The following is a 12,811-nucleotide window of genomic DNA, read 5'->3' on the forward strand; positions in this document are numbered from 1 at the left end:
GTCATCTTTCCTTCGTCTCGTCGCGGTAATAGAGACAGACCATGGATTTTGCCCGATCTCCCGCCCCTGATCCGTCATCCGCCCTGCAGAAGGTTGCGGCCGAAGCCGCCGCGCGTCAGAAGCAGGGCGTACAGCGCCCTGAAACCCATCATCGCCGGCAGTTGCCGCTGCGGGTGGGCACGCGGGCGTCGCCCCTGGCGCTGGTGCAGACGCGCGCGTTTTTGACGGTGCTGACGCGGTTCTGCCCGGTGCTGCGCGACATGGGGGCGTTCCAGGAACACCAGATCAACACCACCGGCGACCAGGTCCAGAACCGCCGCCTGGCCGAGATCGGCGGCAAGGGCCTGTTCGCCAAGGAAATTCACGATGCGCTGTCCGACGGCCGCATCGACTTCGCCGTGCACAGCCTGAAGGACCTGGAAACCACCCTGCCGCCTGGGCTGGTGCTGGCCTGCACCTTGCGCCGCGAAGACGCGCGCGACGTGCTGATCCTGGGGCCGGGCCTCGAAAAAGGGACGGCGTCGGACCCGTTCGCGGCGCTGCCGCCCGGCGCGCTGGTCGGCTGCGCCTCGGTCCGGCGGCAGGCGCAGATGCTGCATGTCCGCCCCGACCTGCGGTTCGGCCTGCTGCGTGGCAATGTGCAGACGCGGCTGGACAAGCTGGCGGCCCGGCAGTGCGACGCGACGCTGCTGGCCCTGGCCGGGCTGCGTCGCCTGGGCATGGAGGACCGTGCCGACATCGTCCTGGACCCCGAGGTCATGGTGCCGGCGGCGGGCCAGGGCATTGTCGGCGTCACGGTCCGCGAGAGCGACGTGGAGCTGCGCGAACTGCTGGCGGCGATCGAGGATTACGAGGCCCGCGCCGTGGCCACGGCCGAGCGGGCGCTGCTGGCCGAACTGGACGGGTCCTGCCGCACGCCCATCGGGGGCTATGCCCGCCTGGTCTGGGATGAATCCAGCCAGGATCCGACCCTGCGCCTGACGGGCCTGGTGGCGCGGGAGGACGGGTCGTTCCTGTTGCGGCGTGTCGCGACCGGCGCCCCGGCCGATGCCGAGCGGCTGGGGCGCGAGCTGGGACGCAGCCTGCGGGCGGACAGCCCGTCGGATATTTTTGCCGACTGATAATCCGCTTCGGCCCGGCGTTCTGGTCACCCGCCCCGAACCCGGCCTCGGCGAGACCCTGGCCGCCGTGCGCGCCCTGGGATGGCGACCCTACGCCGCGCCGATGCTGCGGATCGGGGCCCACCCGCTTGCCCTGCCGGTCGGCCGGCCGCAGGCCGTGCTGCTGACCAGCGGCCAGGCGATCGCCGCCCTGGCGGGACGGATGCCGCCGGACATGCCGGTCCTGGCGGTGGGGGAGGCGACGGCGCGGCGTGCGCGCGAGGCCGGATTTGGCGATGTCATGGCGGCGGGCGGAACCGCTGGGGCGCTGCTGGACCTGGCCCGCGCGCGGCTGGACCCACGGCGCGGCGCGCTGCTGCTGGCGACGGCGCAGGGATATGGCGGTGCGCTGGTATCGGGCCTGCGGCAGGCGGGATTCCGAGTCAATCGCCGATGTGTCTATACGGTGGAGCCCGCTGGAAGGCTGGGGGGCGATGTCCTCGACGCCCTGGCGCAGGGGGCGGTGGAGGCTGCCTTGTTCTATTCCGCCGAGACGGCGCGCCAGTTCCTGGCGGCCCTGCCACAGGACGCGACAGCCAGGCTGTGCGGGGTCAGGGCGGTTGCGATATCCGCCGCCACGGCTTCGGCCCTGGCCGAGGCGACATGGCGGGGAATCGACGTCGCCGACCATCCGGACAGCGGGTCGATGCTGTCCCGGCTGGGGCAGCATCGGCAGATCGTCCGGGGCTGATCCGCGCCGGCGCGCCGGCCACGGATCAGTCCCCGGAGGGATCAGGCGTTGCCGGCGGTCTGGGGGAAGCTGCTGCGCTTGGCCTGCCACAGGGCCACGAAATCAATCGGCTGCAGCACGACGGGCGGGAACCCGCCGTCACGCGTGACTTCGCTGATGATGTTGCGGACGTAGGGGAAGATCAGGCGCGGCACTTCGACCAGCAGGATCGGCTCGACCAGTTCGTCCGGCGCGTTCGTCAGGGTGACGATGGCGGCATAGGCCAGTTCCGCGATGAACACGGCGCGGCCGGGGGCGGCGCCTTCCTTCTCGGGGGCTTCCAGGGCCTCGGCCTTGATCGCCAGCACGACCTCGAAGACCGGATGGTCCTGCTGCAGGCGGTTGGCCTGGACGTCGATGTTGACGGAAATCTGGGGGTTCGCGCGCAGTGTCGCGAAAATCTCGGCGCCGGCCGGGACTTCGAACGACAGGTCCTTGGTGTACTGCAGGTTGATGGTCAGCGGCAACGCCGGCGGAACGCCCTGGGCGCCGTCGGTGGGGGGCTGAGTCGTGTCGGACATGAACGAGGATTTCCTTGCACGCAAAAACGGAAAACAGGTTCCGGCGGTAGCATGCCCGGCGACGTTCGCCAACCTCGATGGACCGCCCATGCGGATTTTCCCGATATCCCCGTTTACGCCGGGTGCCGCATTGTGTCCGACCGGGGCGTTGCTTATGTGTAGGGGCGACTTCTGACCTGCGGGCCGGCCTGTCCGGGTCGCCTCTGATGGGCTTGGTGATGGATTTCTCGTTCAGTCATTTTCCGTTCGATCTGGTGCTGTTCGGCCTGATCGCCGCCTTCCTGGCGCTGCGGCTGCGTAGCATCCTGGGGACGCGCGTGGGGGCCGAACCCCGGCCCCAGCCGGTGTCGGCGCCGCGCCCCGGGCCGGTGATCGAAGGGCGGGCCGAAGCCCCGGCGCCGTTGACGGATTATGACGTGCCGGCGCCCGAAACCCGGGTGGGGCAGGTGCTGGGCGAGATTGCGCGGCGCGAGCGCGATTTCGTGCCGGCCCAGTTTCTCAAGGGGGTCGAGACCTCGTTCCGGCAGATCGTCCAGGCCTTCGGCACCGGAGACGTTGCCCTGCTGCGCGAGCGCCTGACCGCCAACGCGCTGGCGGCGTTCGAGGGGGCCATCCGGTCGCGCGAGCAGTTGGGCGAAACCCAGAAGGCCGAGGTCCGCGCCATCGCCAGCCTGGCGATCGTCGATGCCGCGGTCGAGGAACGGGACGGCGCCGCCCATGCGCGCATTGATGTCCGCATCGTCTCCGACCAGATCAGCCTGACCCTGGACAAGGATGGCCAACCGGTATCCGGCACCGATTCGGTGACCGAGTTCTCGGACCTGTGGACGTTCGAGCGTCTGCTGGGGGCGGCGGTCAGTGGTGCGGCCTGGCGCCTGGCCGCAAGCCGCAGCGCCTGATTTTCTTTTATTTTTCGCCCTCTGGCGCGCTTTCCTTTTACGAACGGTCTGGCTCTGTCGTTGTCCCACACCCTTATCTCTAAAATCCTGCGGGGCGCTGGTGCCGCCGCCATCGCCCTGCTGTCGGCCTGCGCCATGCAGACCGAAGGCGGGCATCAGCCTGTCGCGTTCTCCGACCTGCAAGGATGGGGGGCGGATGCCGCCCAGCAGTCGCTTCCGGTCTTCCTGACCGAATGCCACCATCTGGGCCGCCTGCCGGCGGATGCGACGCTGGGGGCGGACAGCGGCCCCGGCGCGCATGTCGGCGACTGGCTGCCGGCCTGCCGGGCGGCCACGGCGCTGCCCACGGGCGACGCCCAGGCGGCGCGGGCGTTCTACGAACGCTGGTTCCAGCCGGTCCAGGCCGGCGACGGATCGACGCTGTTCACCGGCTATTACGAACCCGAAATCCGGGGGGCGCTGTCGCGGGGCGGCGTCTACCAGACCCCGGTCTATCGCGTGCCCGATGATCTGGTGCGGACGCGGGCCACCGATGGGCGCATGGTGACGGGGCGCTGGCAGGGCGGGCAGTTCGTGCCGTACTGGTCGCGGGCGCAGATCGACGCCGGCGTGTTGTCGGGCCGCAATCTGGAATTGCTGTGGGTTGCCGATCCGGCCGACCTGTTCTTTTTGCAGATCCAGGGATCGGGCCGGGTGCGGCTGCCCAGCGGGCAGGTCGCGCGGCTGGGGTTCGGCGGCAAGAACGGGCTGGAGTACGTGCCGTTGGGCCGGGTCCTGGTCCGCGATGGAGCGATGGCCGAGGACGATGTCAGCATGCAGTCGATCCGCGCATGGCTGACCGCCCATCCCGGCGAGGCCCGTGCGACGATGGAGGAGAACCCGAACTATGTGTTCTTCACCATGCTGGACAATGTCTATGTCGACCAGGGCGCGCCTGGCGCGATGGGCGTGCCGCTGAGTCCGGGCCAATCGGCGGCGATCGACCGGAAAATCATTCCGCTGGGGGCGCCGATCTGGGTCGAGACGGACTTGCCCGGCCCGTCGGCCGCCGCATGGCGGCGCCTGGTGTTCGCGCAGGATATCGGTACCGACATCCAGGGAGCGTCGCGGGCGGATCTTTTCCTGGGCTGGGGCGCCGATGCCGAACAGACGGCCGGCAGGCTGCGCCAGCGTGGGCGGATGGTGGTGTTCCTGCCGCGTCCCGTCGTGACCCGGTCCGAGAGTGGCGGGTCGTGACGCAGGCGGCGATTGGCGCAGTATGACCGGACGGCGACCCAAGGCCGAGGCCGCGGCCGATGGTGCGGCCCCCGTGGCGTCGCGCCCTGTCCGCACCCAGCGCTATTCCGTCGGGCCGCATCTGCTGGTCCGGGGGGACTGCCTGCGGGTGCTGCGCCGCATGGAGGCGGCCTCGGTCGATGTGGTGGTGACGTCGCCGCCCTATAATATCGGCCTGGACTATCGCACCTACAGCGACCGCCTGGCCGAGACGCAGTATCTGGACTGGATGATGGAGGTCGCGACCGAACTGCATCGCGTGCTGCGGCCGGATGGGTCGTTCTTCCTGAACATCGCGGGGTCGTCGGCGCAGCCCTGGATTCCGTTCGAACTGGCGGTGCGCCTGCGCGCGATCTTTCACCTGCAGAATCATATCAGCTGGATCAAGTCGGTCTCGGTCGAGGACGATACCTTCGGGCATTTCAAGCCGGTGAACAGCGCGCGCTACCTTCACCGGAACCATGAGCACCTGTTTCATCTGACGCGTTCGGGCACCGTGGCGCTACGCAGGCTGGAGATCGGGGTGCCGTACAAGGACAAGTCGAACATCGCGCGTCGCGGACACGCGCAGGATCGGCGCTGCCGGGGCGATACCTGGTTCATCCCCTACGAGACGGTGCAGGGAAAGGCGCAGAAATTCAACCATCCCGGCACCTTCCCGGTGCGCCTGCCGCAGATGTGCATCCGCCTGCACGGCCGGCCGGACGCGGTGGTGCTGGACCCGTTCATGGGCACCGGCACGACGCTGGTCGCGGCGGCCGGGGAAGGGGCGCGCGGGATCGGGATCGAACTGGACGCCGCCTATGTCAAGGTGGCGCGGGAACGGCTGGTCGAGGCGATGAAATGACCTGCATCGCGGCGGTATCATCGAGCCGTTCGATCGTTTTGATAGAAATTATTATTTTGACAGTCTAACAACCGATGGGCCAGAGCAGTCTCCTGACGCGAGAAGGAGAGTGGATGTGTCGGTACGCAAGGTCATTCTGTCGGTCGCGGCTCTGGGCTGCGTCGCCTATGGCGGTGTTGTTGGATATCTGACCCATTTCGATCATGAGGGCGCCCCGAATTTGGGCATGCACTCTCCGACACTTGGCAATCCGACGGCATTGGCCGCGTTCAATGTGATCCGCGAGGCCCGCTGCGACTATTGCCACGCGCGCAATACCGACCTGCCGTTCTATTTCCATGTGCCGGTGGCGAACCAGTTGATGCAGCGCGACCTGGACCAGGGCCTGCGTCACTTCCGGATCGAACCGGTGATCGAGGCGTTCCAGAACGGCACGGCGCCGTCCGAGGAGCAGTTGGCGCGGATCGAGGAAGTCGTGCGCCAGAACCGCATGCCCCCGACATTGTACCTGCTGATGCATTGGCACGCCCATATGTCGCAGGCGCAGCGTGACGCGCTGCTGGCGTGGATCGCCGACGAACGGCGCGCCCATTACGCCACACCGGGCGTCAGCGCGCAGTTTTCGGCCGAGCCGGTCCAGCCGGTACCCGACGCCCTGCCGGTCGATGACAACAAGGTTGCGCTGGGCCGGCGCCTGTTCTTCGACAAGCAGTTGTCCGGCAACGGCACGGTCAGTTGCGCCAGTTGCCATGGGCTGGATCGTGGCGGGGCGGACGGGCGCGTGACCGCGCTGGGCATCGACAACCAGCATGGTCCGATCAATGTGCCGACGGTCTTTGACGCCGCGTTCAACAAGAGCCAGTTCTGGAACGGTCGGGCCGCCACCCTGGCCGACCAGGCGGCCGGCCCGGTGATGAACCCGCTGGAAATGGGATCGCACGACTGGGGACAGGTCGCCGGCACCCTGAAGCAGGACCCGACCTATGTCGCGGCGTTCCAGGCCGCCTTCGGGTCGGACGACATCACCAAGGACACGATCACCGCCGCGATCGCCGAATATGAAAAGACGCTGATTACGCCCGACAGCCGGTTCGACCGTTACCTGAAGGGCGACGCGCAGGCGCTGAACGCGCAGGAGAAGAACGGCTATGCCCTGTTCAAGAGCGTCGGCTGTTCCGGCTGCCACACCGGTGCGTCGATGGGCGGGCAGGCGTTCGAGGTCATGGGGCTGGAAGGCAATTATTTCGCCGACCGCGGCGGCAAGCTGACCGATGCCGACGAGGGGCGTTACATGGTGACCCATTCGGATGATGATCGCGAACGGTTCAAGGTGCCGAACCTGCGTAATATCGCCCTGACCGCCCCGTACTTCCATGACGGCAGCGTCAAGACGCTGGAACAGGCCGTGCGGGAGATGGCGCGCTACCAGACGCCGGACCATGATATGTCCGATCACGACGTTGCCGATATCGTCGCGTTCCTCAAGACCCTGACAGGGACGTACCAGGGCCGGACGCTGACCGACGCCGCGCCCTGACCGGCATCGCCGGGGGGCATTCCCCCGGCGCTATCCGCTTCGGACTTTGTCTCCGGCGGGTCGACCCGCTAAGAAGACAGCACCCGCACGGATGTGACGGCGCCGGGCCGCGCCGATCGGCGGGGTGGAGGGGACGCGCGTGCGCCGTCGGCGGATTCTCAGGGAAGACGAGCAGGCGCTCTGGACGGCCTTCGCGCGGGGCATCACGCCGCTGCCCCGGCGGGACGCCGTGGCCGTCCGAACGCCGGAACCGGTGGCCGCGCCAGCCCGTCCCGTGCCGGACAGCAAGGCAAAGGCGCCGGGGACCAGGGATCTCGCTTTCCCGTCAGTCTCCGTTCGGCCGCCCGCTCCGTCGCAGGCGCGGATCCTGTCGAATGCGAGCATGGAAATCGGCATCCGGCGGCCGGGGATCGACGATACAAGCTGGCGGTCGCTGGTCAGCGGCAAGCTGCGCCCCGCCCGCATGCTGGACCTTCATGGACAGAACGCCCAGACGGCATTCCATCGGCTGCACGCCTTCCTGACCCAGGCCCGCGCCGACAATGTCAGGTGCGTGGAGGTCATTACCGGCCTCGGGTCCGGCCATGGCGGCGGGGTGCTGCGGCGCGAACTGCCGCTCTGGCTGGGACGGTCCGACCTGCGCCCGCTGATCCTGGCGGTGGTTCACCCGCATGCCGCGAACCAGGGGGCGGTTCGTATCCTGCTCCGCCGGTCCGGACGCCCCTGAGGGGTGCGGAAATGGCGGCGCGCCGTGGGCATATGAGGCATGCGGGGAGGGACAATTTTACCGCGAATGCTTCTCAATGACTGATGATGGGGGTAAGACATTGTGACGCGCCCGATGGCGTAGTCATGCTTGGCCGAAGAAACCGGGGCGTCAAGCCGACGAGCTGGAGGCCCGCTTCCGCAAGGCGGCCTGACTGTGGCGGGTGACAGGCGGGAGAGTATGTTGATGGTCGTATCCATTCGAAAGCACCGGCGCGGTTTCCTGCGGACGATCGCCGGCCTCGCGGTCGCGATGGCGGTTTCGACCGGCGCCAGGGCGGAGACGATTACCGACCTGACCGGACGCAAGGTCGAGATTCCCGCTCAGGTCCATCGCATCGTCCTGGGCGAGGGGCGCCTGATCTACGCATTGGCGCCGCTGGAAAAGCAGCATCTGTTCGACCGGATCGTCGGCTGGCAGGGCGAATTCCGCGAAGCCGACGTCCAGAGCTATGACCGGTATGTGGCGGCGTTCCCCGCCGCGGCGAAGGTGGCGTTGATCGGCAAGACGACGGCCGACACCGTCAGCCCCGAGAAGGTACTGGACCTGCGCCCCGACCTGGCCATCCTGTCGGTCAGCGGGCATGGTCCCGGAGCCTCCAGCGAGCTGGTCGCGCAACTGGAAAGCGCACATGTCCCGGTGGTGTTCGTGGATTTCCGCGCCCATCCGCTGGACGACACGGTTCCGTCCATGCGTATCCTGGGTCAGGTCCTGGATCGACGGGCCGAGGCCGAGGCGTATATCGCGTTCTACCAGTCCCATCTGGACCGGATCCGCAGCCGCGTCGCATCTCTGCCCGAAACGTCGCGCCCGACGGTGTTCCTGGAAATGCTGGCCGGCACGCGTGAGGCCTGCTGCCATACGGCGGGCAAGGGCAACATGGGGGCATTCATCGAGGCGGCGGGCGGCCGCAACATCGCGGCCCCGTTGCTGCCCGGCTATATCGGCGACATCGCATTGGAACAGGTGATCGCGTCCGATCCCGACATCTATATCGTCGATGGAACGAAGGGGCCGGCCTTCAACGGGCTGGCCGTGCATATGGGCGCCGAAGTGGACGCGGCCATGGCCCGCGCCTCGGTACAGGCGGTGCTGCAACGTCCGGGCATTTCCACCCTGCGCGCGGTCCGCGATGGGCATGCCTACGGGCTGTGGCATTCGTTCTATGACTCGCCATACAATATCCTCGCCGTCGAAGTCATGGCGAAATGGTTCCATCCCGACCTGTTCGGCGACGTCGATCCGCAGGCGACGCGGGCGGAACTCTATTCCCGTTTCCTGCCGGTACCCGCCAGCGGCACCTACTGGGTCGATGCCCAGGCCACGGGCGCCCCATGAACGACCAGGCCACGATGACGGGCGCCCGCGCCCCGGCCGGGCGGGACGCGGGGCCGCGCCTCCTGCTGCCGGCGGAGCGCGTCGGGCATGTCCGCGACGCCTATCGGCGGTTGCTGCGGCGGCGGGTGACGATCCTGGCGGTGCTGGGGGTTCTGATCGTGGCGTCGGTGGTGCTGGATTTCGCGCTGGGGCCATCGGGCATGTCGCCCGCGACGCTGCTGCGGATTTTGCTGCACCCGCATGACGGACCGGCGGGGCAGAGCGTGATCGTCTGGCAGATCCGCCTGCCTTATGCCCTGATGGCGGTCTGCGTCGGGGCGGCGCTGGGCCTGTCGGGGGCCGAGATGCAGACGATCCTGAACAATCCGTTGGCCAGCCCCTTCACCCTGGGCGTGTCGGCGGCGGCGGCGTTCGGTGCGTCGCTGGCCATTGTCCTGCAATGGCGGATCCCCGGCGTTCCCGCCGAATGGGTGGTGTCGGCCGATGCGTTCGCCTTCGCGATCGGGTCCGCTTTCCTGCTCGACCTCGTGTCGCGGTTGCGCGACGCCTCGACCAGCACGGTGGTGCTGTTCGGCATCGCGCTCGTCTTCACCTTCCATGCCCTGGTATCGCTGGTGCAGTTCGTGGCCAGCGAGGACGCGTTGCAGGATCTGGTCTTCTGGACCATGGGCAGCCTGACCCGGGCGAACTGGTCCAAGCTGGGCATCCTGGCCACGGCCTGCGCGGTCATCCTGCCGCTGTCCTTCCGGTCGTCCTGGTCGCTGACCGCGCTGCGGATGGGCGAGGAGCGGGCGGCCAGCTTCGGCATCGACGTCAGGCGGGTCCGGATCATGGCTTTGCTGCGGATCAGCGTGCTGTCGGCGCTGGCGGTGTCCTTCGTGGGCACGATCGGGTTCGTGGGGCTGGTCGCGCCGCATATCGCGCGCCGGCTGCTGGGCGAGGACCATCGGTTCTATCTGCCGGGCAGCGTCCTGGTGGGGTGCCTGATTATGTCGCTGTCGGCGGTTGCGGCGCGCACCGTTCTGCCGGGGGTGATCGTGCCGGTGGGGATCGTCACGGCGCTGGTCGGGATCCCGTTTTTCCTGGCGATCGTGCTGCGGCGGCAGGTGGCGTCGTGAGCGGGTTGACGGCGACGCATGTCACCGTGCGCTACGGACGTCGCACGGTGCTGGACGATCTGTCGGTCGGGCCGCTGCCGGCGGGCGCGGTGTCGGCGCTGCTGGGGCCGAACGGCAGCGGCAAATCGACGCTGCTGCGCGCCCTGGCGGGGATCGAGCCGTCGGGGGCGACCGTCCGGTTCGGCGAACTGGAACTGTCGCGCATGCGCCTGGCCGCGCGCGCGCGGCACTGCGTCTATCTGCCGCAGGCCCTGCCGCCGCCGGTGCATCTCCAGGTCCTGGAATCTGTGATCGCCGCCCGTCGCGCGGCCGCGCCCGCCGGCGACTGGGAGGACGACGAGGTCAGCGAGGCGCTGGAGGTCCTGGGCCGCCTGGGGGTGGACGAACTGGCGCTGCGCTACATGGACGAACTGTCGGGCGGGCAGAGGCAGCTTGTCGGGCTGGCGCAGGCGCTGGTCCGCCAACCGGAGATCCTGCTGTTGGACGAGCCCCTCAGCGCCCTCGATCTGCATCACCAGTTCGCGGTCATGAAATTCGTCCGGCAGGAGACCCGCGCGCGGGGAATGGTGACGGTCGTAGTGCTGCACGATCTGAATATCGCGCTTCAGCAGGCCGACCATGTGGTCATGCTGCGGCGCGGCCGGATCGAAGGGGCGGGCGACGCGCGGGAGGTCATCACGACCCCGATGCTGCATCAGGTCTATGGCGTGCGCGCACGGGTCGAGACCTGTTCGCGCGGCCGGCCCCATGTGGTGGTGGACGGGGTGGACTGAACGGCGTCCCGTCACGGGCCGGAAAACGGCCTTATTGCGGAATTTCGTTAAATCTTATCGTGAAAAACGATGCTTTGCCGGACAGGTTCAACGATTGCCCGGCCATGTCGTCGACGATCAGGCAGTCCTGGGCGGCAAGGCTGACCACGGTTCCGCCGCGTGTCGCGGCCAGCCGGCCGTCGTGGCAGAACAGTGCGATCGTTCCCCCGGTCGTCTGCACGCTGGCTTCGCCATCGACGGTCATGCGCGTCATCGAATGGGACATGATCGTGCGGCGGCTCATGACATTCAGATCGGTCACGCGGCCGTCCGTCAGCGTCGCTGTCGTGGCGGCATCGGCGGGAAACGCATACGGCGCGCCGGCGGTCGTCAGGTGCACCCCAGCGCCGCCGGCGCCTGCCAGGGTCATGCCCTTCCCGGACAGGATGGACAATGTCCTGTCGCAGTCATCGAAAATGGAGAACGAACCGTCCGATGCAACCGTCGCCATGCTGATGCGCCAGGCGAAATTGTCCAATGTCGCATGCGCGGGAAACACCGCGATTTCCACGGTCTCTCCGCCGCCATTCTTCCATTTCATCCGGCGATAGTCCGCCGATCGGAGAATCCTCATGATCGAGGGGGTCGCGGGTGCATCAGAGCGAAATCCTCACGCGTCGGTCCGGGGCGAACATGGCGCCGGCTATCCCAGCCGCCATTCCGGGGAATGGACCGCCAGCCAGCGGCGCAATGTCAGGATCGCCTGGATTTCGCCGGTCATTTCCCGCAGATGAGGTCCGCAGTCGGGGCCGCTGACCAGCTTGCGGCCACGGCCGTTGACCAGCGCCTCCACCGCGCTGCTGGAGGCCGCGACGTCGGCGGCATGCCGCCATCCCGCGACCTGCGCCGGTGGGGTCAGCATCGGCAGCACCAGCGCGACATCCAGCGATGCGGCGGCCGCGACGGCCTTCCATGCGTCGTAGGCCATGCTGGTCGGGGCGTGTCCGCGTTCCTGGGCGAAGCGTTCGGCCAGGGTCGGCACCGTCTGGCCGTGGTAGGTGCTCCGCACGGTGTCCGACAGGGTGAACAGAGGCGTCACCCCGTCCTGGCCCAGCGCATCGAATGTCGAGGTGAGGGCGTCGGGCGACAGGGGGTCGGAAATCTGGACGATATCGACCTTGCCGTCGCGCAGGGCGGCCAGCGCCTCCGCCCGGTTGGCGAAGCCCGCCACGGGAACCGGGCGCAGGCCGAAAACCGCCATGGCCAGCAGGCTGGCCAGTTCGATCGCGGTAAAGGACGATACGGCGACGCGCACCGGCCTGTCGCGCATCAGGTCGCGGAGGGTGCGGTGCAGGTCCGCGCGTCCCACGACGACGGGCGAGACCAGGCTGAGCATCAGGGGAACCCAGCGTCCGAAATCGAAATGGGCGCGGGGGTCGCCGGCCAGCGACGCCACCAGGGCCGCACCGGGCACCAGTAGGGCGGTCGTCCCGTCCGGCACGGTCTGGGTGTCGAAAAGATTGGCGCCGGTCACGCCGTCCTGCCCGCTGGTCATGCGGATGGTCAGGGGCGCCGGGGCCTCCAGCCCCTGCATGAGGGCGGGGGACAGCACCGTGCTCCATCTGCCGGCCGTGCTTTCGGCGTTGCCGGCCACCAGCAGGGTCGGGTCGGGGATGGTATTGCCGGCCGGCATCACGCTGGCGATCTGCGTCATCCGCGCGAATGCGTGCGCCTGGGACAGGCCGGCGGCAAGCGCCAGCCCGGCGGACGTCAGGAAGTGGCGGCGGCGCAGCGTCATCTATGACCGGCCGGACGGCTTGCAAACGATGTCGGCGGGTCGGGCAGACGGCAAAATCTGGAACTCCGTG

At 68.3% G+C, this 12,811-nt stretch carries 13 protein-coding genes; 10 read left to right on the forward strand and 3 right to left on the reverse strand.

The genetic code is table 11. The features are described 5' to 3' along the window. The first annotated feature begins 41 nt into the window (after nt 1–41). Both hemC and HLH21_RS01185 read left to right on the forward strand, forming a co-directional pair. Nucleotides 42–1,121, forward strand: coding sequence for a hydroxymethylbilane synthase (hemC, locus tag HLH21_RS01180; protein WP_182940385.1), 1,080 nt, complete (start codon nt 42–44; stop codon nt 1,119–1,121). Then, nucleotides 1,111–1,851 carry a uroporphyrinogen-III synthase gene (locus HLH21_RS01185; RefSeq protein WP_182940386.1) on the forward strand — a complete coding sequence of 247 codons (741 nt, stop codon included), beginning with the start codon at nt 1,111–1,113 and terminating at the stop codon, nt 1,849–1,851. The genes hemC and HLH21_RS01185 overlap by 11 nt, the downstream gene beginning before the upstream one ends. Before the next feature lie 41 nt (nt 1,852–1,892). Here the strand turns inward: HLH21_RS01185 and secB are convergent, their stop codons facing one another. After that, nucleotides 1,893–2,411, reverse strand: coding sequence for a protein-export chaperone SecB (gene secB / locus HLH21_RS01190; protein WP_182940387.1), 519 nt, complete (start codon nt 2,409–2,411; stop codon nt 1,893–1,895). Between the two features lie 218 nt (nt 2,412–2,629). Here secB and HLH21_RS01195 point away from each other — a divergent pair, with 218 nt between their 5' ends. The 8 genes from HLH21_RS01195 (at nt 2,630) to HLH21_RS01230 (ending at nt 10,964) form a co-directional block, all read left to right on the forward strand. Further along, nucleotides 2,630–3,310 carry a Tim44/TimA family putative adaptor protein gene (locus HLH21_RS01195; protein WP_182940388.1) on the forward strand — a complete coding sequence of 227 codons (681 nt, stop codon included), beginning with the start codon at nt 2,630–2,632 and terminating at the stop codon, nt 3,308–3,310. A gap of 135 nt (nt 3,311–3,445) precedes the next feature. Continuing rightward, the gene (gene mltA, locus HLH21_RS01200) at nt 3,446–4,546 is read left to right on the forward strand and encodes a murein transglycosylase A (protein WP_182940476.1); all 1,101 of its coding nucleotides are present in this window, start codon (nt 3,446–3,448) and stop codon (nt 4,544–4,546) included. Nucleotides 4,547–4,568: 22 nt separating this feature from the next. Then, complete coding sequence (locus HLH21_RS01205) at nt 4,569–5,432, forward strand: DNA-methyltransferase (RefSeq protein WP_182940389.1); 864 nt, start codon at nt 4,569–4,571, stop codon at nt 5,430–5,432. A 115-nt stretch (nt 5,433–5,547) separates the two neighbouring features. Then, the gene (locus tag HLH21_RS01210; RefSeq protein WP_182940390.1) at nt 5,548–6,969 is read left to right on the forward strand and encodes a cytochrome-c peroxidase; all 1,422 of its coding nucleotides are present in this window, start codon (nt 5,548–5,550) and stop codon (nt 6,967–6,969) included. Nucleotides 6,970–7,108: 139 nt separating this feature from the next. After that, nucleotides 7,109–7,696: a Smr/MutS family protein gene (locus HLH21_RS01215; RefSeq protein WP_182940391.1), complete on the forward strand. Its 588-nt coding sequence runs from the start codon at nt 7,109–7,111 to the stop codon at nt 7,694–7,696. 291 nt (nt 7,697–7,987) lie between these two features. Beyond that, nucleotides 7,988–9,073: an ABC transporter substrate-binding protein gene (locus HLH21_RS01220; protein ID WP_306414187.1), complete on the forward strand. Its 1,086-nt coding sequence runs from the start codon at nt 7,988–7,990 to the stop codon at nt 9,071–9,073. Nucleotides 9,074–9,087: 14 nt separating this feature from the next. Further along, nucleotides 9,088–10,191 carry a FecCD family ABC transporter permease gene (locus HLH21_RS01225; protein ID WP_373319614.1) on the forward strand — a complete coding sequence of 368 codons (1,104 nt, stop codon included), beginning with the start codon at nt 9,088–9,090 and terminating at the stop codon, nt 10,189–10,191. Further along, nucleotides 10,188–10,964, forward strand: coding sequence for an ABC transporter ATP-binding protein (locus HLH21_RS01230; protein WP_182940394.1), 777 nt, complete (start codon nt 10,188–10,190; stop codon nt 10,962–10,964). The genes HLH21_RS01225 and HLH21_RS01230 overlap by 4 nt, the downstream gene beginning before the upstream one ends. Before the next feature lie 31 nt (nt 10,965–10,995). Here the strand turns inward: HLH21_RS01230 and HLH21_RS01235 are convergent, their stop codons facing one another. Both HLH21_RS01235 and HLH21_RS01240 read right to left on the reverse strand, forming a co-directional pair. Beyond that, a complete protein-coding gene (locus tag HLH21_RS01235; RefSeq protein WP_182940395.1) occupies nt 10,996–11,577 on the reverse strand; it encodes a HutD/Ves family protein in 582 nt (193 codons plus the stop codon). A gap of 69 nt (nt 11,578–11,646) precedes the next feature. Continuing rightward, the gene (locus HLH21_RS01240) at nt 11,647–12,741 is read right to left on the reverse strand and encodes a glycosyltransferase family protein (protein WP_182940396.1); all 1,095 of its coding nucleotides are present in this window, start codon (nt 12,739–12,741) and stop codon (nt 11,647–11,649) included. Nucleotides 12,742–12,811 lie beyond the last annotated feature (70 nt).

The sequence above is a fragment of the Gluconacetobacter johannae genome (assembly GCF_014174305.1).
Classification (GTDB): Bacteria; Pseudomonadota; Alphaproteobacteria; order Acetobacterales; family Acetobacteraceae; genus Gluconacetobacter; species Gluconacetobacter johannae.

Bases quoted from the DNA above. Each gene is read 5' to 3' on its own strand.
- hemC (WP_182940385.1), top strand. From the start codon at position 42: ATGGATTTTGCCCGATCTCCCGCCCCTGATCCGTCATCCGCCCTGCAG.
- secB (WP_182940387.1), bottom strand. From the start codon at position 2,411: ATGTCCGACACGACTCAGCCCCCCACCGACGGCGCCCAGGGCGTTCCG.
- HLH21_RS01195 (WP_182940388.1), top strand. From the start codon at position 2,630: ATGGATTTCTCGTTCAGTCATTTTCCGTTCGATCTGGTGCTGTTCGGC.
- mltA (WP_182940476.1), top strand. From the start codon at position 3,446: ATGCAGACCGAAGGCGGGCATCAGCCTGTCGCGTTCTCCGACCTGCAA.
- HLH21_RS01205 (WP_182940389.1), top strand. From the start codon at position 4,569: ATGACCGGACGGCGACCCAAGGCCGAGGCCGCGGCCGATGGTGCGGCC.
- HLH21_RS01220 (WP_306414187.1), top strand. From the start codon at position 7,988: ATGGCGGTTTCGACCGGCGCCAGGGCGGAGACGATTACCGACCTGACC.
- HLH21_RS01225 (WP_373319614.1), top strand. From the start codon at position 9,088: ATGACGGGCGCCCGCGCCCCGGCCGGGCGGGACGCGGGGCCGCGCCTC.
- HLH21_RS01235 (WP_182940395.1), bottom strand. From the start codon at position 11,577: ATGAGGATTCTCCGATCGGCGGACTATCGCCGGATGAAATGGAAGAAT.
- HLH21_RS01240 (WP_182940396.1), bottom strand. From the start codon at position 12,741: ATGACGCTGCGCCGCCGCCACTTCCTGACGTCCGCCGGGCTGGCGCTT.